We start from the raw sequence: 20,493 nt of genomic DNA, 5'->3' as shown, positions 1-20,493 counted from the left end.
ACCGGACCGGCAGCGGCGCCGAAGGGGCCCTGCCGGTCCCGATTGCGGGGAGGACGACAGCAATGAAGACCATGGGAGCGGTCGCGCATCGCGGCTGGACCGTCACGCCGGCGGAAGTCGACATGACCCGGCCGGCGCCGCCGGTGCAGCGCCTGGCGGTGGCCGCGGCGCCGCAGGACATCGTGGTGGACCGGGCGAAGTCGGCACTGCTGGTCGTCGACATGCAGAACGACTTCTGCACCGCCGGCGGCTGGATGGAGAGCCGCGGCATCGACATCAGCCCCAACCGCGCGCCGATCGCGCCGCTGCAGGCCCTGGTGCCGGCCTGCCGCGCCGCCGGCATGCCGGTGATCTGGGTGAACTGGGGGGTGCGCAAGGACCTGCTGAACATCAGCCCCTCCCTGCTTCACGCCCACAACCCGACCGGCCGGGAGGTGGACCTGGGCTCCCCGGTCCCCGGCACCCGATCGGAGATCCTGCGGCAGGGCAGCTGGGGCGCGGAGGTGGTCGCCGAGCTCGACCAGGCGGACGACATCAGGGTCACGAAGCACCGCTTCAGCGGGTTCTGGGACACCGACCTCGACGCGATCCTGCGCAACCTCGGGATCACCACCCTGTTCATCGGCGGCGTGAACCTGGACCAGTGTGTGATGACCACCCTGGAGGATGCCTCCTTCCTGGGCTACGACACGATCCTGGTCCGCGACTGCGCGGCGACCACCTCCCCCGCCTTCTGCACCGAGGCGACGCTCTACAACATCAAGCTGCTGTTCGGCTTTGTCACCGAGTCGGCCGCGCTGCTGGAGGGGCTGGCGGCATGAGCGCGGGCTTCGAGGCGCGCCTGACGGAGCTGGCGCTGGAACTGCCGCAGGTGCCGGTGCCGATCGCCAATTTCCGGCCCTGGCGGCGCAGTGGCGACCTGATCTTCCTGGCCGGGCAGGTCTGCGAATGGAACGGCACCCTGCCCTATGCCGGCAAGCTTGGAATCGACCATGACCTGGACGCCGGTATCGCCGCCGCGCGGCTCTGCGGCCTGAACCTGATCGCGGCGCTGCGGCAGGCCTGCGGCGGCAGCCTGGAGGCGGTCGACCATTGCGTGCGGCTGGGCGGCTTCGTGAACTGCGATCCGGCCTACGACAAGGTGCCGATGGTGGTGAACGGCGCCTCCGACCTGATGCTGGAGCTGTTCGGCGAGGCAGGTGCCCATTGCCGCACCGCGGTCGGGGTGGCCAGCCTGCCGCGTTGCGCCGCCGTCGAGGTCGAGGCCGTCTTCGCCCTTCGAGCCGGCAGCTGAGGCCGGCCCGATGGCCGCCGCTGCAGAGGGGAAAGCCGGGGGAAGGGCCCGTACCGGTCCGCCGCGGATCATGGCGGCGCCGCTGCGCCTGCAGGGCATCACCAAGCGGTTCGGCGCGCTGACCGCCGTCGACGGGGTCGACCTGGAGATCCGCGCCGGCGAGGTGCTGGCCCTGCTGGGCGAGAACGGCGCCGGCAAGAGCACCCTGATGAAGCTGCTCTACGGCTTCCTGCCCCTCGACGCGGGGCGGATCGAGATCGAGGGCCGGCCCGCGCAGCTGCCCGATCCGCGGGCGGCGATGGCGGCCGGCATCGGCATGGTGTTCCAGAACTTCACCCTGATCCCCGCCCTCTCGGTGCGCGACAACCTGCGGCTCGCCTGGCCTGACGCGGCGGCCTGGCGCAACCGGCGCGAAGATGCGGCGGTGGTGGAGCGCCTGCATCGCCTGGCCCCAGGCATCGATCCGGAGCGCCGGGTGGCCGACCTGCCGGTCGGTGCCTGGCAGCTGGTGGAGCTGGCGAAGGTGCTGAACCAGGATGCGCGCCTGGTAATCCTGGACGAGCCCAGCTCCGTCCTGACCCCGCAGGAGGCGGCGGCCCTGCACGGCTTTGTCCGCGACCTGGCGGCGGAGGGACGGCGGGTTGTGATCATCACCCACAAGCTGGCCGACGTGGCGGCCTGTGCCGACCGGGTCGCAGTGATGCGGCGCGGCCGCCTGGTCGACGAGGCCGCCGCTGCCGACCGCAGCGAGGGCGATCTGGTCACCGCGATGATCGGCACCCGCGCACCGGCGCCGGCGCGGCCGCGGCTCACCGGCCGGCCCGTGCCCCGACTGGAGCTGCAGGGCCTGTCGGGCCGGGCCGTCGACCGGATCGAGGGCATCGACCTGGCGATCGGCGCGGGCGAGATCGTCGGCGTGGCCGGGGTGGCCGGGAACGGCCAGCAGGCGCTGGCGGAGATCGTCGCCGGGCTGGTCGCGCCCGCGGCCGGGCAGGTGCTGCTGGACGGCCGGCCGGTGGCACGCCCGCCGGAGGCACGCGGCGGCGGCGGCTTCCGGTCCCCCATCGCCTATGTGCCGGAGGAGCCCTCCCGCCGGGCCGTGGTGGCGGAGCTGTCGCTGGCAGTCAACCTGGCCCTGCGCCGGATCCCGGAGCTGCCCTGGCTGCGGCCGTTGCGCGGCCTGCGCGCAGGCGCCGCCGGCGCCCTGGCGGACTGGGACGTGCGGCCGCCGGAACCGGAGCGGCCGGCCGGCACCCTGTCGGGCGGCAACCTGCAGAAGCTGGTCGCCGCGCGGGAGCTGGGCGGTGGCCCTGCCGCCGCAGACGGGCCGCCGGACGGACCGGGTGCGATCGTCGCCTGCTATCCGACAATGGGGCTGGACGTGAAGGCGAGTGCGGCGATCTACGAACGGCTGTTCGCCCATGCCGGGCGCGGCGCGGCGATCCTCTGGCTCAGCGAGGACCTGGACGACCTGCTGCGCCATGCCGACCGGATCGCCGTGCTGCATCACGGGCGGATCGCGGGACTGCTGCCGGCGGACGGCACCGATGCCGCGGCCTTGGGTCGGCTGATGACGGGCGGCCGGGTCGATGCGCATGCAGCCTGACGCCATCCCTGCCGGCCTCGCCCGGATGCTGCCGGGCTTGCGGGTCGCGGCGCTGACCCTGCTGTTCTTCCTGCTGGCCGCTTCCGGTTTCTTCCTGCTGATCGGGCAGCCGCCGCTGCGCCTGTTCGCCGACCTGGCCGCCTATGCCTTCGGCGATGCCTATTCGATCTCCGAAAGCCTGGTGAAGGCGGTGCCGATCCTGTTCTGCGCCCTGGCCGTCGCGGTGCCCGCGCGGCTGGGGCTGATCTCCGTCGGGGCCGACGGGCAGCTCTATGCCGGGGCGATCGCCGGTACCGCCCTGGTCCTGGCCTGGACCGCCGCGCCGATGGCGCTGCTGCTGCCCGCGATGCTGCTGGCCGGCGCCGCAGGCGGCGCCGCCTTCGGCGGCATCGCCGGCTGGCTGCGCGCCCGGCTGGGGGTGAACGAGACGATCGTCACCCTGCTGCTGAACTTCATCGGCCTGCTGCTGGTGAACTTCCTGGTCTACGGCCCCTGGAAGGACCCGGGGAACCAGGGCTGGCCGGCGACGATCCCCTTCCCCGACGCCGCGACCGTGCCGCACCTGTTCGGCACCCGGGCGCATCTGGGCCTGCTGCTCGCCGTCGCGGCGGCGATCGCGCTGCATCTCGCCGTCACCATGACCCGCTGGGGGCTGGTCCTGGCCGTGCTGCGCGGCAATGCGCGGGTCGGGCGGATGGTCGGCCTGGCGTTCGGCCGCAATGCCCTGCTCGTCTTCCTGATCGGCGGCGCGATGGCCGGCCTGGCCGGGATTGCGGAGACCTCCGCGATCCAGGGCCGGCTGCAGCCCGGGCTCTCCGCCGGCTACGGCCTGACCGGCTTCCTGGTGGCCTGGCTGGCCGGGCACCATTTCCTGCGCATCGTGCCGCTGGCGGTGATCGCCGGCGGGTTGCTGGCCGCCGGCGATACCCTGCAGCTGTTCGCCAAGGTGCCAGCGGCCAGCACCATCGTGCTGCAGGCGCTGCTGTTCATCGCCGCCCTGGCGGCCAGCGGCCTGCAGCGCCGCCGGGTGGCCTCCTGATGGAGGCGGCGGCCGCCGATGCCGGCTGGCTGGCCGTGCTGGGTGCCTGGCTTGCCGCCACCCTGCGCAGTGCGACGCCGCTGCTCTTCGCGCTCAGCGGCGAGACCCTGGTGCAGCGCACCGCCGTGATCAACCTGGGGACCGAGGGGCAGCTGCTGGCCGGCGCCTGCGGCGGCTTCGCGGTCGCGGCCTGGACCGGCGACCCGCTGGCGGCGATCGCGGCAGGGGCGCTGGCCGGGATGCTGCTGTCGGCGATCCATGCCGGGCTCTGCCTGGGCCTGGGCGCCAACCAGATCGGCAGCGGCATTGCGGTCTGGATGCTGGGCCTGGGCCTGACCTCCTATTTCGGCCGCGACCTGGTCGGCGCGCAGGTGGCGGGCTTCGGCCCGCTGCTGCCGGACGCGGCGACCGGCTTCGCGCCGCTGGACCTGCTGCTGCGCCAGCTGGGGCCCGCCACCCTGGCCGCCCTGCTGCTGCCGCTGGCGCTTGGCCTCTGGCTGCGCCGCGCGCATGCCGGCCTGCGCTGGCAGGCGGTGGGCGAATCCTTCGACGCCGCACGCGCGCTCGGCATCCGGCCCGGGATGGTGCAGCTGCAGGCGGTGCTGCTGGGGGGCCTGCTGTCCGGCATCGGCGGCGCGATCCTGTCGGTGGACTATACCCAGACCTGGGCCAACGACATCAGCAAGGGGCTGGGCCTGGTGGCCGTCGGCCTGGTCATCGCCGCCCGCTGGAACCCCTGGCTGGTGCTCCCCGTGGCCCTGCTGTTCGGCGGCACCGACGCCGCCGTGCTGCGTCTGCAGGCGGCGGGAGTGGAGATCTCCTCATATCTGCTGGCCTGCCTGCCCTACCTGCTGTGCCTGGGGGTCGTGGTGCTCGGCTATCTGCGGCAGAGCGCCAGCGGCGGCATGCCCGCCGAACTGCGCCGGGTCTTCCGCTGAGCCGCCGCCGCCCGCTTCGGTTAACGCGATGCAAAGACTTGCCCCCTAGACCGTTTATGGGCGTATGGAACGGTGCCGGGCGTCCGGCCCGGCGTGGCGGGATAGCTGTATGGCGGCAGAGCAAAGCGGATGGCTGCGCGACTGGACGGGACGTATCCGGCTCGGGCTGGCCGGTCGGCTCACCCTTGCCGTCCTGCCGGTCATCGCGATAGCGATCCTCGCCATGGCCGGCCTGATCGGCGTCTTCGGCGACCGGCTGGTCGACCGCCTGGTCACCGAACAGGGCCGGGAACTGTCGCAGGGCTATCTGCAGGAACTCCGCCATGACATCAACCGCCGGCTCGACCTTGTCGACGGGCTGGCCCGCCTGGTACGCGGGGAGCGTGCCTCCGGGGCGCCGTCGCGCCGTCGGATCGTGGAATGGATGCGTGACACGTCGGAAGGTCGGCCGACCCAGTTCGGGCTCTGGTTCGTCGCGGAGCCAGACGCGATCGGCAGCGACCGGGTCTATCAGGGCGACGCGGAACTGGGCAGCGGCCGCAACGGGCGGTTCCAGCCCTATTTCATCCATGACGGCAGCCTGGCCCGGTTCGCGCCTCTGCCGGCGGACATCGCGGCAGAACCACGCTATCGCAGCGCACGGGAAACGGGCCGGCCGGTGGTGACGCCGCCCTACCGTGCCTTCGTCGGCGGCAGGGAGCGCCGGCTGATCTCCATCGCGGTGCCGGTCTGGAACGGCGGCCGGCTGCTCGGCATCGCCGGTACCGAATTCGAGCTGGGCTCGCCGGAGGCCGAGGTCCAACGGGCGCGGCCGCTCGGCGGCCTGACGACGGGGGTCGGGCCGCACGGCAACTGGCTCTACCATCCGGACCCGGATCGGATCGGCACGCCGGCGGTGGCGGGCGACCCGCTTATCGGGCTGACACCAGGGCAGATGGCAGCGATCGCGGCGGCGCGCAGCGATATTTCCGAAGTGACCGTCGAGGGCCAGGAGTTCCGGCGCTTCATCATGCCATTCGACGTGGGCCTGACCGGTGAACAGGTCGTCGTGGTCACCGACATCCCGCTGCAGGCGCTGAACCTGCCGGTGCACGAGCTGCGCTACGGCATCGCGGGCATTGCGCTGGTTTTCTGCCTGCTGCTGTTCCTGGTGCTGATGCTGCTGGTCCGGCGCACCATCGGGCGGCCGCTGCGCCGGCTGAACGCGGCCGTGGAGGCGCTGGAAGAGGGCCGCGCCCCGGAGCCGCTGCGTGAGAGCCAGCGGCTCGACGAGGTCGGCAGCATCGCGCGGGCGATCGACCGGCTGCGCCTGTCCCTGGCCGCGCAGCGCCGGCTGCGCCGCGACCTGGAGCGCATGATGGGGGCGCTCGAGCATGCGGGCGACGGCGTGCTGCTCGTGGACCGGGAGGGCAGGGTGGTCTATGCCAACCCGGCCATGGCGCAGCTGTCCGGGCTCGAACCGGAGGCGCTGAAGCCGGGTACCCTGCACCGGTCGCTGACCTCGCCGGCCAGCATTGCGCGGCGGATGGCGCCCGGCATGCCGGGCGCTGCCCTGGCCCAGGGCCGGGACTGGCAGGGTGTCCTGGAGGACTGGGAGGGACTTGGCGGCCGCACGGTGGACGCCGTCGCCCTGTCGATGACCATCCTGCCGCAGGGCGATGTCCTGTATGTGGCGCGCGACGTGTCGCAGCAGCGCCGCGCGGCGCGGGAACGCGACCAGATGCAGGCGCAGCTGCTGCACCAGGACCGGCTCGACGCCCTGGGCCGGCTTACCGGCGGCATCGCACACGAGTTCAACAACCTGCTGGGGGCGGTCCTCGGCTATGCCGAACTGCTGACTGCAGACCTCGACAAGGGCAGTGCGCAGCACGGCTTCGCCGCGCGCATCGAACAGACGGCCTTGCGGGCCCGCGACCTGGTCGGCCGGCTGGTGACTTTCGCCCGCGACGACATGGTCGAGGATGTGACCTTCGACCTTGGCAGTGCCGTGCGGGATGCGCTGTCGGTGCTGCGGGTCTCGGTGCGGGCGGGCATCGTCGTCGACCTTGAGATCGAGGACGGGGCGCTGCCGGTCGTCGGCAATGAGGGCCAGCTCGTGCAGATGCTGATGAACCTCTGCCTGAACGCGAGGGACGCGATCGAGGAGGCGCGGACCGGCCCTGCCGCGGGCGACGGAGCGGCGGCCCTGGGCCCGGGCCGGATCGTCATCCGGGTGGCGCCGGACCGGCACTGGCATGCGCGGATGCTGGCCGACGGGGTGGCCGGCTGGCCGCAGGCGATGATCGGCGAGCCGGAGGCCGGGCGCGACTATCTGGTGCTGTCGGTGCGCGACAACGGCTCCGGCATTCCGGAACCGGAGTTCGGACGGATCTTCGATCCCTTCTTCACCACCAAGGCAAGGGGGAAGGGCAGCGGCCTGGGCCTGGCCACGGTGTTCGGCATCCTGCGATCCTGGCATGGCCATGTGCGCCTGCGCTCTGCGCTGGGCGAAGGCGCGCAGTTCGAACTCTGCCTCCCACTTGCGCAGCAGGCTGCCCGGCAGCTGGCGGATGGTGCCACCGCCGGCGCCGGAAAGCCGGCCGGGACGGTGCCCGCTCCGCCGGCTCCGGCCTTGCGGCACATCCTGCTGGTCGATGATGAAGAGGACCTCGTCGAAGCGACCCGCGACGCCCTGCAGCGTCTCGGGCACGAGGTGGTGGTGGCGACCGACCCGCTGCGGGCGCTGGCGATGCTGCAGGGCAAGGATGGCGGCCGCTTCGACCTGCTGATCAGCGACCGCAACATGCCCCACATGTTCGGCGACGAACTGGTGCGCCGGGCCCGGACACTGCATCCGGAGCTGTCCTGCATCCTCTGTACCGGCCATGTCGACGGGCAGGATCAGGAGGCGCTGCGCAGCGCCGGGATCGAGGCGATCTTCCGCAAGCCCCTGCGGGCCGCGGAACTGGCATCGTGGATCGACAGCCATCCCGCCGCCATGCATGCGACGGCGGCCGGATGATGCCGGGCCGGGTGCCGCCGCCGGGTCAGGCCGGGTCCTTGCCGCTATCCTCCGCCTGAACCGGCCCTTCCAGGGCCCTGCTGAGGGCGCCGGCCAGCTCGTCCCGGGTGAATGGCTTGCGCAGCACTGCGCGGGCCCCCATCACCGTCATGAAATGGGCATAGGGCTTCAGCACGCCGCCATAGCCGCCTGTGACCGCGATCACCGGCAGGTCGGGCTTCAGGCCCCGCAGCTCCCGCGCCAGTTCGATGCCGTCCATCTCCGCCATGAAGATGTCGGTGATCAGAAGGTCATAGCGGTCCTGGCGCAGGCGCTTCATCGCCTCCCGGCCGTTGACCGCCATGTCGCAGCTGTATCCCAGCCGCTTCAGCATCTCATGCAGCAGCTCGCGCTGAACGACATCGTCGTCACAGACAAGAATGTGCCTGGCGGCGGGCTCTGCCATTGTGTCTTCCGTGGCTCGCCTTGGGGGTCGCATCGGGCGGTCGGATCGCGCGGGCAGCATAGACCCGATCACGCGCCGGCGCACACCGCCGGGGACATTCCGTCCGCGGCGGCGGGTCTGTAGTCTCATCGAAAGCGGCTCGCGGATATCAGAGGAGGATCGGATGACGCAGGCTTTCGCGACGGAGACCGCATTGTGCGGGCCCTGGCGCCATCCGCGGCAGATGCTGGCGGAGCAGACCTATGACGGCCATGCCTCGCTGCACGACGATGCCAAGGCGGCGGAACTGGGCTTCAGCGGCGCCCCGATCGAGGGGCCCACGCATTTCAGCCAGTTCGACCCGCTGCTCTACCGGCTGTGGGGGCCGGACTGGTTCGCCCGGGGCTGCATCTCGGCGCATTTCCAGACCATGTGCGTGGAAGGCGACCAGGTGCGTGCCTTCGTCGCCCTGCCGGATCCGGCGGCGGGAGATATTCCCCTGGTACGGATCTGGGCGGAAAAGCAGGACGGGTCGCAGGTGCTGACCGGCTCCGCGAGCCTGGGGCCCGACCATCCGGAAACCGAACTGGACGCCCGCCGCGCCCGGCTGAAGCCGCACGGCCCGCTGGTCGTCCTGCAGGACCTGAAGACCGGACCGCTGCCCGGGGTGGAACCGGCCGTCATGGCGGCCGACCAGCATATGGGCGACCTCTACCCGTTCAGTCTGGCGGCCAAGCTGAAGCTGATCACCGAGCCGTCGCCGCTCTACACCGCCGACGGTGCCGCAGGCGGTCCGTTCGACCGCGCGATCATCCCGTTCGAGATGGTCAGCGTGCTCAGCTATTACGGCAGCAAGGGGGCGGACATCCCGGTCCGCAAGCCGTCGATCGGCCTGTTCGCCGACCTGGAGATCCGCATGGTGGACGGCCCGCTCCTTGTCGGGCGTCCGTACGAGATCGCCCGCGAGATCGTCGCGCTGAGCGACAGTCGGCGGACCGAATCGTACTGGCTGCGCACCACCATACGCGATCCCGGCAACGGCCCGGTGCGCGCGGTCACCCTGCTCAATTCCGCTGTGCTGAAGGACTCCTATCCGGACTACCAGGCGGAACTGGAGGCGATGGGGGGCGCCTGATCCATGACCGGTGACGACCGCGACCAGGATGGCGGCCTGCGGCCGGCCACCCTTGCGATCCATGCGGGCGAGGGGCCGGCCGTGACGGGTGCGCCGGTGGCCCCGGCGCCGGTGCGGGCATCGAGCTTCCATACCCACCCCGACGCGGTCGGCTTCTCTGCCAACGACCTGGGTGCCGACGCGCCGCATTTCTACAGCCGCTGGAGCAACCCGACCGTGCAGCTGCTGGAGGCGCGGCTGGCGGCACTGGACGGCGGCGCGGCCGCGATCTGCTTCGCCAGCGGTATGGCGGCGATCGCCGGGCTGTTCGCCGACCGCCTGTCGGCCGGCGACCATCTGGTACTGTCGGAGGTCTGCTATGCCGGCGTGGCGGAACTGGCGCAGGACCTGCTGCCGCGTCAGGGCATCGCCGTCACCCTGGCCGACACCGCCGATCCGGCGGCGGTCGCTGCGGCGATGCGGCCGCAGACGCGGCTGGTCCATGTCGAAAGCCCGGCCAACCCGATCCTGCGGCTGACCGATATCGCCGCGGTGGCGGAGGTCGCGCATCGCGGCGGGGCGGAGCTGTCGGTCGACGCCACCATCGCCACGCCGCTCGGCCTGCGGCCGCTGACCCTGGGGGCGGACCATGTGGTGCATTCGCTGACCAAGTATATCGGCGGCCATGGCGATGCGCTGGGCGGTGCGGTGGTCACCGATGCCGCGCACGCCGCCGCCCTGCGCAAGGGCAGCCTGATCCATCTGGGCGGCGCGCTGGCGCCGGATTCCGCCTGGCTGATCCTGCGCGGACTGGAGACCTTGGCGCCCCGCATGGCGCTGCATCAGGAGAATGCCCGCCGGCTCGCCGCCTTCCTGGCCGGCGATCCGCGGGTCGATGCCGTGTTCTGGCCGGGTTCGGCGGATCATCCGCAGGCCGCGCTGGCGGCCCGGCAGATGAGCAATTTCTCCGGCCTGCTGTCCTTTACGGTGCGCGGCGATGCCGCCGCGACGGCGCGCCGGCTGGCGGAGCGGCTGCAGCTGTTCGCCTATGCCGTCTCCCTGGGCAAGACCCGCAGCCTGCTGTTCTACATCCCGACCGACGACATCCTGCGCGCCTCGTTCCGGCTGCAGGGCGCGGCCGCGCAGCGCTACCGCGACTGGGCGGGCGAGGGGGTGTTCCGGGTCTCGGTCGGGCTGGAGGATGCGGCGGACCTGATCGCCGATCTCGACCGGGCCCTGGGATAGGGGCAGCCGGCCGGCGAGACGCTGCCATCACCGCCACTTCAGTTCCTGGCGGATCTGCCCGGGCGTCTTGCCCAGATGGCGCCGGGTGACATGGGCCAGGGCGCCCGGTTCGGCATAGCCGACCATCTCCGCGATCTCGTAGTGGGAGCGTTCTGAGGACCGCAGCAGTTCGAGGGCGCGTTCCAGCCGGGCGGCTTCGACCAGCTGCCGGTAGCTCGTCCCCGCTTCGCCAAGACGGCGCTGCAGGGAGCGCCGGCTCATGTCCAGGGCATCCGCGACCTGCGGCAGGCTCGTCCTGCCGGGCAGGCTTGCGGCAAGCAGCGCGCGGACCTGATCCAGCAGGTCGTCGGTATGGCCGAGGGCGCGGAGCCGCTGGTCCGCCATCTCGCATGCGGCGGCGAGCAACTGGGCGTCGGCCCCGGGCCAGGGGCGGTCGAGGGACGCTTCGGCAAAATGGAGCCTGCCGCGTTCCGATCCCAGCGCGACCGGGCAGCCGAGATAGCCGGCATAGCCCTCTTCGTGCTGCGGACCCGTCCCGGGCAGCTCGACCCGGTACCGGCCCGCCAGTTCGGGCATGCAGCGGGACAGATGGGCGATGGCACCGGCAAAGACCGAATCCAGCTGGGCGGGATGCATCGGGACGACGCAGTCCCGCACCTCGTACTGCAGGGTTGCACCGCCCCCGGCATGCCGCCGCAGGTGGAAGTCGCCGGAATTGCTGATCAGCGAATGGTAGCGGACGATGTGGGCAAGGGCCTCGCGCAGCGAGCCGCTGTGCATGACGATGACGCCAAGGATGTTCATCGCCTGCAGGGGCAGGGCCCGGCCTACCTTGAGGCCGAGATACGGGTCGGGGCAGCGGTCGCAGGCCTGGTGCCAGAGGCGGCGGGCATGCACCAGCTGCAGGTAGCGCGGTGCGGCGGTTCGTCCGGACCTGTCCGGCGCCCATGTGGGATCGTCCAGGTTGATCCCCAGCCGCGCGAACTGCGCCAGCACGGCGGCGAACCATGTTTCGATGATCGTCTGTCTCTGCGCCATTCAACCGGCTGCCCCCTGGCGTGTCAGGACAATATTCTGGCGCACCGGCGCATGGGCGGACAGAGGCGGCCGGGCATAATCCCCAGCTGGAGACGACCCGTCCGGCCGGGTCGCAAGGAACCTGAGAAACGGCTGCCACACGGCTTGGGAGAACGCAACGCCATGGAACTGCAAGTCACACCTTCATCGGACAGCTTCGGTGCGGCGGTCACCGGGATCGACCTGCGGCGGGAGCTCTCGCCGGAACAGGTCGCGGCGATCCGCAAGGCCTGGCTGCAGCACCAGGTGCTCGCCTTCCCCGGCCAGTCCCTGACCCTGGAGGAATTCGAGCGTTTCGCCGCCACCCTGGGCCCGTACGGCCAGGATCCCTATTTCGACAGCCTGCCGGATCACCCGCATGTCGCGGCGGTGCGGCGGGATGCCGACGAGACGACGCCCATCTTCGCCGAGACCTGGCATTCGGACTGGAGCTTCCTGCCCAGCCCGCCCTCGGCCACCCTGCTATGCAGCGCGATCATCCCGCCGGTCGGCGGCGACACGCTGTTCGCCGACCAGTACGCCGCCTGGGAAGCGCTGCCGGCGGGCATGAAGGCCGAGCTTGAAAAGCGGAAGGGCATCCATTCGGCCCGCCGCGGCTATGCCCCCGACGGGATGTACGGCGAAAGGGACGAGGGGCGCTCGATGGCGATCCGCTATTCGGAGGATGCCATGGCGACGCAGCTGCATCCCATTGTCCGCCGGCATCCGGAAACCGGGCGGGACGCCCTGTTTGTCAGTCCGGGCTATACGATCGGCATCGACGGGATGCCCGAGGACGAGGCGACGGACCTGTTATCCGAACTGTTCGCGCATCAGAAGCGCGACCCGTTCGTCTACCGCCACCGCTGGTCCCCGGACATGCTGGTCATGTGGGACAATCGCTGCGTCGTTCATTCCGCGACCGGCGGCTATGACGGCTACGCCAGGCTGTTGCACCGCATCACCATCGCCTGATCCGCTGCAGATCGGCCTGCCGGCGGTCCGGCGCGGCTGGTGCCTGTTGCGGCACCAGCCGGCCGCCCCCGCTATTTGGCGGCGATGTGCAGGAAATGCATGTGCTTCTCGTACTGCGAGAGGATGTCGCCGATCAGCTGCTCCTTGGTATAGCCCAGCACGTCGTAGTGCTGGCCGCCCTCCAGCAGATGCACCTCCGCGCGGTAGTAGCGGTTCGCCTCCCCCCGGTCCTTCATGTCGATCTCCGGGAAGGCGAAGGTCGGTGCCGAATAGGCGCGCAGATGCACGCCGTACAGGAACTCTCTCTCCTCGCCGTGATAGACGGTCAGAATGGCATGCTCATCGTCGGGCTCCTCGACCTCGGCGGTCCAGCCGGAGGCGCGGATCTCATCCGCCACCTGCTGCAGGGCGGGCACCGCCGTCTCCTTCAGGTAGCGGATCGCGCGGTCGCGCTTGGGGAAGGACATGATCGTCTTCAGCCGCCGCTGCCAGGGCACGTCCGCGCCATGGATCTGGACCGGTGGCCCGACCTCCTGGCTGAGCCGCCGCATGCCCTCCATCCGCAGGCCGCGGACCATGCCGTAGCAGACGAACAGCATCACCACGGTGAAGGGCAGGGCCACGGTTATCGAGGCGGTCTGCAGGGCGCTCAGCCCGCCGGCCAGCAGCAGGACCGCGGCGACGACCCCCTCGATGATCGCCCAGAACACCCGCTGCCAGGCGGGCGCGTCGGTGGAGCCGCCGGAGGTTATGATGTCGATCACCAGCGAGCCGGAATCCGACGAGGTGACGAAGAAGGTCACCACCAGGATCGTCGCCACCACAGAGGCGATGCCGGTCAGGGGCAGGTATTCCAGGAACTTGAACAGGGCAGTCGAGGTGTTCTCCGACACCGCCGCCGACAGTGCGCCCTGGGCGATGCCCATGTCCAGGTTCAGCGCCGTGTTGCCGAAGAAGGTCAGCCAGATGAAGGTGAAGCCGACCGGCACGAACAGCACGCCACCGACGAACTCGCGGATCGTACGGCCCTTGGAGACGCGGGCGATGAACATGCCGACGAAGGGCGACCAGGCGATCCACCAGGCCCAGTAGAACAGGGTCCAGCCGCCGATCCAGCCATTTGGCTGGTAGGCGTAGAGGTTGAAGGTCATGTTGACCACGTTGCTGAGATAGGTGCCGGTGTTCTGCACCAGGGTCTGCAGCAGGTAGAGGGTCGGGCCGGCGGCCAGCACGAAGACCACCAGCACGATCGCCAGGATCAGGTTGATCTCCGACAGTCGCCGGATGCCGGCGTCCAGGCCCAGGGCCACCGACAGGGTGGCCAGCGCGGTGATCACCGCGATCAGCACCATCTGGACGCCGATGCCTTCCTCGATTCCGAACAGGTAGCTCAGGCCGGCATTGACCTGCAGCACGCCGAGGCCGAGCGAGGTGGCGACGCCGAACATGGTGCCCAGCACCGCCAGGATGTCGACCACGTCGCCGATCCGCCCGCGGATCCGCTCGCCGATCAGGGGATAGAGCGCCGACCGGATGGTCAGCGGCAGGCCGTGGCGATAGCAGAAATAGGCCAGCGCCAGCGCCACCACCGCATAGATCGACCAGGCGTGGATGCCCCAGTGGAAGAAGGTGATGGTCATCGCCTGGCGGGCGGCATCCACCGTTTCCGGCGCACCGATCGGCGGCGAGTCGTAGTGCATGATCGGTTCGGCCACGCCGAAGAACATCAGGCCGATGCCCATGCCGGCGCTGAACAGCATCGCGAACCATGCGGTGTAGCTGTATTCGGGTACCGAGTCGTCGGGGCCCAGCCGCACCCGGCCGTGGGAGGACAGCGCCAGGCCGATGGCGAAGACCACGAACACCGCCACGGCGAGCATGTAGAACCAGCCGAACGTATCGACGATCCAGCCCTGGACGGCGCCGAACACGACCTCCGCGGAGCTTGGCGCCGCGGCGCCCCAGATCACGAAGGCCAGGATCAGCCCGGCCGAGCCGTAGAAGACCGGCGGACTGATGTTCGATTTCGCGCGTGGCATGGTCCCTCCCCCTCTTCCTCTGGACTGTCGAGGATTGTGCGCCGTGGAACCGGGGGCCGGCTGCGCTGCTGCGCGGCCGGAGGACACCGTCCGACATGGTTCGGACCCTGATGCAGCGGCGAAGCGCGCTGCCGGCCCAGCCTTGCGGCACGGGCCCCGGTTCCATCCCTTGGGTGGCGCAGACCGAGGTTACAGGGGTTTTGGCTGCGGGAGCAAACTGTCGCCCCCGATCTCAGCCGCCGGAGGCCGCCATCGCCCAGCCGCCGGCGGCGCCGAGCAGCACCACCAGCCAGGGCGGCAGCTTCGCCACGACAAGCAGGCCGAAGGCGGCGAGCGTCAGGGCCGCGTCCTGTGGGCCGCCGATTGCGGCGGTCCAGACCGGGGCGTAGAGCGCCGCAAGCAGGACGCCGACGACCGCCGCGTTGACCCCGGCCAGGATCCGGCGTGCCGCCGCGCTGTGCCGCAGGGCGGCCCAGAACGGCAGGGCGCCGATCACCAGCAGGAAGGCCGGCAGGAAGATCGCGACCAGGCAGAGCAGGGCGCCCGCCCAGCCGTTCGGCGCCGGCCCGCCGACAGCGCCCAGATAGGCGGCGAAGGTGAACAGCGGGCCGGGCACCGCCTGCGCCGCGCCGTAGCCAGCCAGGAAGTCGTCGCGCGACACCCAGCCGCTGGGCACCACCTCCGCCTCCAGCAGCGGCAGGACGACATGGCCGCCGCCGAACACCAGAGCGCCGCTGCGGTAGTAGCTGTCGGCAAGCGCCAGCCAGTGCGCGTCGCTGGCCAGGGTGGCCAGCGGCAGACCCGCGAGCAGCAGCGCGAACAGGGCCAGGGCGCAGACCGCCAGCTTGCGGCCGACCGGCACCCGGAAGGCGCTGTCGGCGGGTTCCGGCGATGCCGGCAGCAGCAGCAGCCCGGCAATGCCGGCGACCGCCAGCACGGCCAGCTGCATCGCCGGCAGCGGCAGCAGCAGCAGCACGATCGCCGCGACGATGGCGAAGCCCGCCCGGGCTGCGTCCGGGCAGAGGCTGCGGGCCATGCCCCACAGCGCCTGCGCGACCACCGCCACCGCCACGATCTTCAGGCCCTGCAGCACGCCGTCCGGCAGGCCGCCCTGCAGCGCCACGACGCCATAGCCGAAGGCCGCCAGCAGCAGGGCGGAGGGCAGGGTGAAGGCGAGCCAAGCCGCCAGTGCGCCGCCCAGCCCCGCGCGGCCCAGGCCGATGGCGATACCGACCTGGCTGGACGCCGGGCCCGGCAGGAACTGGCACAGCGCGACAAGGTCGGCATAGGCACGGTCGTCCAGCCAGTGGCGGCGCGCCACGAAGGCTTCGCGGAAATAGCCGAGATGGGCGATCGGCCCGCCGAACGAGGTCAGGCCCAGGCGCAGGAAGACCAGGAAGACCTCCGCGACACTGCCTTCCGTCGCTGCTGGGCCGGCGCTGTCGGGCCGGGCGTGCCTCGGGTCGGACGGGTCAGTCATCGGTGGGCGGTGCGGCGAACATGTGGCGGACGTTAGGCAGCTTGCATGACAGCAGGATGACAAAGCGGTCCGCGGACACCGGAACCTGACGGGTCCGCAGCCATTCCCACCGCAGTCCCGCAATCAGGACGGAAGGGCATCGCCATGTCGGAACCGGGAACGCAGGCGCAGGACCTGCAGGTGCTGCTGCATGACGAAGCGGGCGCGCCGCTGCTGTGGCACTGGCAGCTGGAGGACGACCGCATCGGAACGGAAAGCCATGCCCACGCCGTGGCCGGCCCGGAAGGGGCGGTGCTGATCGACCCCCTGCCGCTCGCCGCGGCGGCGATGCGGCAGCTGGAGCCCGTCCAAGCGGTCTGCCTGACGGCCGCCTGCCACCAGCGCTCGGCCTGGCGCTGGCGGGAGCGCTGTGGCGTCGCGGTGCATCTGCCGGACGGCGCGCGGCCGGCGGACGAGGCGCCGGACCGGTCCTACCGTTCCGGCCGCTTCCTGCCCGGCGGCCTGCAGGCGATCGCCACGCCGGGCCCGGATGCCGCCCATCACGCCTTCCTGTGGCACGGCGCGCGCAAGGTGCTGTTCTGCGGCGACCTGCTGATGCGCGACGGCGACGGCCCGCTGCAGCGGGTCCCGGAAGCCTTCCACGACCGGCCGGAGGACAGCCGCCGGAGCCTGCGGCACCTGCTGGAGCAGGACTTCGACATGCTGTGCCTGGCGCATGGCGGGCCGCTGACGGAGGCGCCGAAAGCGGCGCTCCGCAGGCTGCTCGACTGACCTGAAGCGACGCGGCCCGCGGCTGCTCAGGCGCCGGCGCGCCCGCGCCGTGCCGCGCCGGCCTTGCGGCCGGCGGCTTTCGGCGGCGGCGCCTTGGCAGAGGCCTTCTTCGTGCCGCCTGCGGGCGCCGCCTTCGCCTTCGTGGCGCCTGCCTTGCGCTTCGCGGCCGCCTTCGGCGCGGCCTTGGCGGCGGTGCCGTTGGCTTTCTTCTTCGCCGTGCCCTTCTTCGTCGCCCCGCCGGCCTTGCTGGCCAGGTCCGGTCCGGCATGGGGACCGACGGAGGCGGACATCGAGCCGCCTTCGGCCAGGGCCTTTGCCGCTTCCGGGTTCTGCTGGATCTTCGACAGGATCGCTGCCTGCGCGCGCTCGAACACGTCGCGATGGGCGATGACATGCTCGCGCGACCGGCGATAGGGCTCCAGCATGCCGTTCAGCTCCGGCACCACATAGCGCGCCACCAGGTCCCAGCTGCGCCGGGTCGCCTCCCGGTTGGCCCAGTCATGGGCGAAGCCGATCACGGTGCCGAAGCCGCCGGTCAGCTTCTGCAGGTCGCGGATCCGCGCCACCAGGTCGTCGGGCGTGCCGATCACCGCCGTGGCGCCGTCGGCGAAGGCCATCTCGTCCACCGCCTGGTCGGCGGTCTTGAACGGCACCATGCCGGGCCGCATCAGGGTGCCGACATTGTATTCGTTGTGCCAGCGCATCAGGCCATGCTTCGCCTCCGCCCGGGCCTGCTCGCGGGTTTCCGCGATATGCCAGGTCAGCAGCACCCGCCAGTCGTCGCGCGTCACATGCTGCCCGTGCTTCTTCGCCGAATGCTCGGCAAAGCTCCACTGCTTGGACAGCGACTGCAGGCCGACCGGGGACATCGAGCCGATGGAGATCACGCCCATGCCGTACTTGCCGGCCAGGGTCATGCCCGAGGGGGAGATCATCGAGGCGGCGACCATCGGCAGGTCGGCCTGCAGCGGCAGCAGCTGCAGCGCGGCGTCGCGCAGGGTGAACCACTCGCTCTCGTGGGTGACCCGCTCCTCGCCGCGCAGCAGGCGGATGATCACGCCCAGTGCCTCGTCCTGGCGGTCGCGCTGGGTCATCGGGTCGATGCCAAGGGTATAGGCGTCCGACGGCAGCGCGCCGGGACCGGAGCCGAAGATCGCGCGGCCGCCCGTCATATGGTCCAGCTGCACCATGCGCTGCGCGACGATGAAGGGGTGGTGGTAGGGCAGGGAGACGACGCCGGTGCCCAGCCGGATGCGGTGCGTCCGCTCGCCTGCCGCGGCCAGGAACATCTCCGGCGAGGCGATCACCTCCCAGCCAGTGGAATGATGCTCGCCGCACCAGAACTCGTCATAGCCGAGCCGGTCGAGCATCTCGACCAGGTCCAGGTCGGAGCGGAACTGCAGGACCGGGTTTTCGCCGATGGGATGGTGCGGTGCCAGAAAGGCGCCGAAGCGGATGCGGGACAAGGCGTTTCTCCTCCGACGACAGAATCTGCGCGCAGAATGGGCCAAGCGCCGCAGACAGTACAGCCGCCCCGCGCACCAGTGGCGCGGGGCGGCTGCCGTCGGGGAAAGGCGGTCCTCTTGCGGTCAGCCCGAAGGGCTCTCCACCGCGATGTCGTCCAGCTTCCAGTCGCCGCCCAGGTTGACGAAGGAGAGGCCGGTATTGCTGCCGGAGATGCCGCGGTCGGTGACGCTCAGATAGGGCGTGTCGTCGATGGTCACCAGCATCTCGCCGTCGGTGCTGCGGCTCCAGACGACGTTGTGCCATTGCCCGTCGCTCAGGTTCGGGGCATTGCCGCTGGCCACCGTGGTCCGGGTGCCCTGCTCGGTGGAGGCGACGATCGACAGCGGCTGCGCGGCCTCTGCGTCATAGACCAGGCGATAGCCGTTGATGACGTTGCGCCCCTTGTAGGGACCGATATTCATCTTCGCGCTGCGCGACGGGTCGCCGGCCACCCGCATGGAGAGGCGGAAGGCATTGCCGAAATTGGTGTCCTGGCTGATCGCCGCCGCATCCTCGCCCGCGCCGCCGACCGGCACGCCGAGCACCTGGCCCAGCACGCCCTGGATCATCTCGCGCCCCAGTTCCTGCTGGCTCTGCTGGCCGCCGGTCTCGATCCGGCTGCGCAGGGCGCCGTTGTCGACCTGGAAATTGCCGGCGATCACCGACCAGCGCGAGCCGGCGACATAATTGCCGTCGTTGAAATCGTCGCCGATGCGCAGGCGATAGTCGGCATCGGCCACATTGTCCGATCCGGACCCGCTGCCGCTGCCGGTGCTGCCGCCACCGCCCGTGTCCAGCCCGGCGGTGACGCCCAGCGCCGTCAGCAGCTGCCGGTCAAGGCCGCCGGCATCCGGCAGGTCGGTATTGGCGCGGTAGGACCGGATCGCGCTGCGGGTCGACGGGCCCAGAACGCCGTCCTCGGGCCCGGCGTCATAACCGCGGGCGTTCAGTGCCGTCTGGACCTGGCGGATATTGTCGGGCGTGGACACCGGCGCGGCCAGGCCCTTCGACAGCAGTTCCGCCAGTTCGGAACTGGCCTTGCCGGTTTCCCGCAGGCCGCTGTCGCGCTGATAGGCGCGGATCGCCGCCTCCGTCTTGTCGTCCATGCTGCCGGAGGCGGAGGCGATGTCGTAGCCGCGAGCCCGCAGCCCGCGCTGGATCTCCGCCAGGGTCGTGGCACTGACAGTGCCGGAATCGCTGTCGCGGCCGTCGCGGCGCTCCTGCCGGGCTTCGCGGATATTGTCGCGCAGATGCGACTGCAGCTCCGCCGTCAGCTCGCCCGTGGCCAGCAGGTTGTTGTCGCGCTGATAGTCGCGGATCGCCTCGGCGGTCTGCGCGTCCATGCGGCCCGTGACTTCGATGTCATAGCCCAGGCGGCGCAGCACGCGCTGGCTGCGGCGGATGTTCACGCCGGCCTCTGCGCTGCCGCTGCCGCTGCCGTAGCCGCGTGACGGCTGGCTGCCCTGGATATGGGCCAGCAGGCTCTGGCTTGCCTGACCGGTGACCAGCAGGTCGTTCCGCTGCTGGTATGCCGTGATCGCTGAGCGGGTGCGCGACCCCATCAGCCCGTCCTCCGGACCGGCGTCGTAGCCGCGCGCGTTCAGCGCGCTCTGCACCTGATAGACCGTATAGTCGTAGGCGACCGCGACCATCGGCCCGGCCGTCGCGGCGGTTCCTGGCGCGGCGGGTGCCGAAGCGGGCATCGCGGCCCATGCGGCAGTCGATAGGGCGCCCGTCGACAAGGCGGTCGTTGCGGACAGGCAGAGTGCCGCGGCGGCGACCAAGCCGCCACGCTTGATATGCGTATTCATTATGTTCGGCCTCCTGTCATGCGGCGCGGTACGGGCGGGATTGCCGCGGGTCCGGGCCGTGCTGGCTCTGCCGAAGCTAACGCGACAGGCGGCGGACGGTTCCGCTGCGCCTGGCCAACGTTTTCCATGGCGCGGCACGGTGGCCATGGTTACCAGTGGCAGGATCGCCGGCCGTCCGGCCGATGCCGAGGGAG

The 20,493-nt window shown here is 71.0% G+C and carries 16 protein-coding genes; 10 read left to right on the top strand and 6 right to left on the bottom strand.

Annotated features, from left to right (window positions below; translation table 11 throughout):
- The first annotated feature begins 62 nt into the window (after nt 1-62).
- From ACFOGJ_RS27190 to ACFOGJ_RS27165, 6 genes are all read left to right on the top strand, one after another.
- Nucleotides 63-821, top strand: coding sequence for a cysteine hydrolase family protein (locus ACFOGJ_RS27190; RefSeq protein ID WP_379906430.1), 759 nt, complete (start codon nt 63-65; stop codon nt 819-821).
- The gene (locus ACFOGJ_RS27185) at nt 818-1,294 is read left to right on the top strand and encodes a RidA family protein (protein WP_379906429.1); all 477 of its coding nucleotides are present in this window, start codon (nt 818-820) and stop codon (nt 1,292-1,294) included. The genes ACFOGJ_RS27190 and ACFOGJ_RS27185 overlap by 4 nt, the downstream gene beginning before the upstream one ends.
- 10 nt (nt 1,295-1,304) lie before the next feature.
- A complete protein-coding gene (locus ACFOGJ_RS27180; protein ID WP_379906428.1) occupies nt 1,305-2,900 on the top strand; it encodes an ABC transporter ATP-binding protein in 1,596 nt (531 codons plus the stop codon).
- Nucleotides 2,890-3,939, top strand: coding sequence for an ABC transporter permease (locus tag ACFOGJ_RS27175; protein WP_379906427.1), 1,050 nt, complete (start codon nt 2,890-2,892; stop codon nt 3,937-3,939). The genes ACFOGJ_RS27180 and ACFOGJ_RS27175 overlap by 11 nt, the downstream gene beginning before the upstream one ends.
- Nucleotides 3,939-4,877, top strand: a complete 939-nt coding sequence (locus ACFOGJ_RS27170) for an ABC transporter permease (protein WP_379906426.1) — start codon at nt 3,939-3,941, stop codon at nt 4,875-4,877. The genes ACFOGJ_RS27175 and ACFOGJ_RS27170 overlap by 1 nt, the downstream gene beginning before the upstream one ends.
- Nucleotides 4,878-4,986: 109 nt before the next feature.
- Entirely contained in the window at nt 4,987-7,878 is a 2,892-nt protein-coding gene (locus ACFOGJ_RS27165) for a response regulator (protein ID WP_379906425.1), read from the top strand.
- 25 nt (nt 7,879-7,903) lie between these two features.
- Here ACFOGJ_RS27165 and ACFOGJ_RS27160 read toward each other — a convergent pair whose 3' ends face one another.
- Nucleotides 7,904-8,323 carry a response regulator gene (locus ACFOGJ_RS27160; RefSeq protein ID WP_379906424.1) on the bottom strand — a complete coding sequence of 140 codons (420 nt, stop codon included), beginning with the start codon at nt 8,321-8,323 and terminating at the stop codon, nt 7,904-7,906.
- Between the two features lie 163 nt (nt 8,324-8,486).
- Between ACFOGJ_RS27160 and ACFOGJ_RS27155 the strand changes: the two genes are divergently transcribed.
- Entirely contained in the window at nt 8,487-9,437 is a 951-nt protein-coding gene (locus tag ACFOGJ_RS27155; protein WP_379906423.1) for a hypothetical protein, read from the top strand.
- 3 nt (nt 9,438-9,440) lie between these two features.
- On the top strand, nt 9,441-10,661 hold the full coding sequence (locus ACFOGJ_RS27150; protein ID WP_379906422.1) for a trans-sulfuration enzyme family protein: 1,221 nt from the start codon (nt 9,441-9,443) through the stop codon (nt 10,659-10,661).
- Nucleotides 10,662-10,688: 27 nt separating this feature from the next.
- On the opposite strand, the gene ACFOGJ_RS27145 is transcribed toward ACFOGJ_RS27150, so the two are convergent.
- Nucleotides 10,689-11,699, bottom strand: a complete 1,011-nt coding sequence (locus ACFOGJ_RS27145; RefSeq protein WP_379906421.1) for an AraC family transcriptional regulator — start codon at nt 11,697-11,699, stop codon at nt 10,689-10,691.
- 162 nt (nt 11,700-11,861) lie between these two features.
- Here ACFOGJ_RS27145 and ACFOGJ_RS27140 point away from each other — a divergent pair, with 162 nt between their 5' ends.
- The gene (locus ACFOGJ_RS27140) at nt 11,862-12,692 is read left to right on the top strand and encodes a TauD/TfdA dioxygenase family protein (RefSeq protein WP_379906420.1); all 831 of its coding nucleotides are present in this window, start codon (nt 11,862-11,864) and stop codon (nt 12,690-12,692) included.
- A 71-nt stretch (nt 12,693-12,763) separates the two neighbouring features.
- Here the strand turns inward: ACFOGJ_RS27140 and ACFOGJ_RS27135 are convergent, their stop codons facing one another.
- Complete coding sequence (locus ACFOGJ_RS27135; RefSeq protein WP_379906419.1) at nt 12,764-14,731, bottom strand: BCCT family transporter; 1,968 nt, start codon at nt 14,729-14,731, stop codon at nt 12,764-12,766.
- Between the two features lie 232 nt (nt 14,732-14,963).
- Nucleotides 14,964-16,211 carry a chromate efflux transporter gene (gene chrA / locus ACFOGJ_RS27130; RefSeq protein WP_379906418.1) on the bottom strand — a complete coding sequence of 416 codons (1,248 nt, stop codon included), beginning with the start codon at nt 16,209-16,211 and terminating at the stop codon, nt 14,964-14,966.
- Between the two features lie 144 nt (nt 16,212-16,355).
- On the opposite strand from chrA, the gene ACFOGJ_RS27125 reads away from it, so the two are divergent.
- Nucleotides 16,356-16,982, top strand: coding sequence for an MBL fold metallo-hydrolase (locus ACFOGJ_RS27125; protein ID WP_379906417.1), 627 nt, complete (start codon nt 16,356-16,358; stop codon nt 16,980-16,982).
- Between the two features lie 26 nt (nt 16,983-17,008).
- Here the strand turns inward: ACFOGJ_RS27125 and ACFOGJ_RS27120 are convergent, their stop codons facing one another.
- Together ACFOGJ_RS27120 and ACFOGJ_RS27115 are read right to left on the bottom strand one after the other, a co-directional pair.
- Nucleotides 17,009-18,448, bottom strand: a complete 1,440-nt coding sequence (locus ACFOGJ_RS27120) for an LLM class flavin-dependent oxidoreductase (RefSeq protein WP_379906416.1) — start codon at nt 18,446-18,448, stop codon at nt 17,009-17,011.
- A gap of 123 nt (nt 18,449-18,571) precedes the next feature.
- The gene (locus ACFOGJ_RS27115) at nt 18,572-20,299 is read right to left on the bottom strand and encodes a peptidoglycan-binding protein (protein WP_379906415.1); all 1,728 of its coding nucleotides are present in this window, start codon (nt 20,297-20,299) and stop codon (nt 18,572-18,574) included.
- Nucleotides 20,300-20,493: the final 194 nt, after the last annotated feature.

The sequence above is a fragment of the Marinibaculum pumilum genome (assembly GCF_042646425.1).
Lineage (GTDB): Bacteria > Pseudomonadota > Alphaproteobacteria > Ferrovibrionales > Ferrovibrionaceae > Marinibaculum > Marinibaculum pumilum.
The sequence above is the reverse complement of the archived record's forward strand: the minus strand, read 5'-3'. Positions and strand labels throughout refer to the sequence as shown.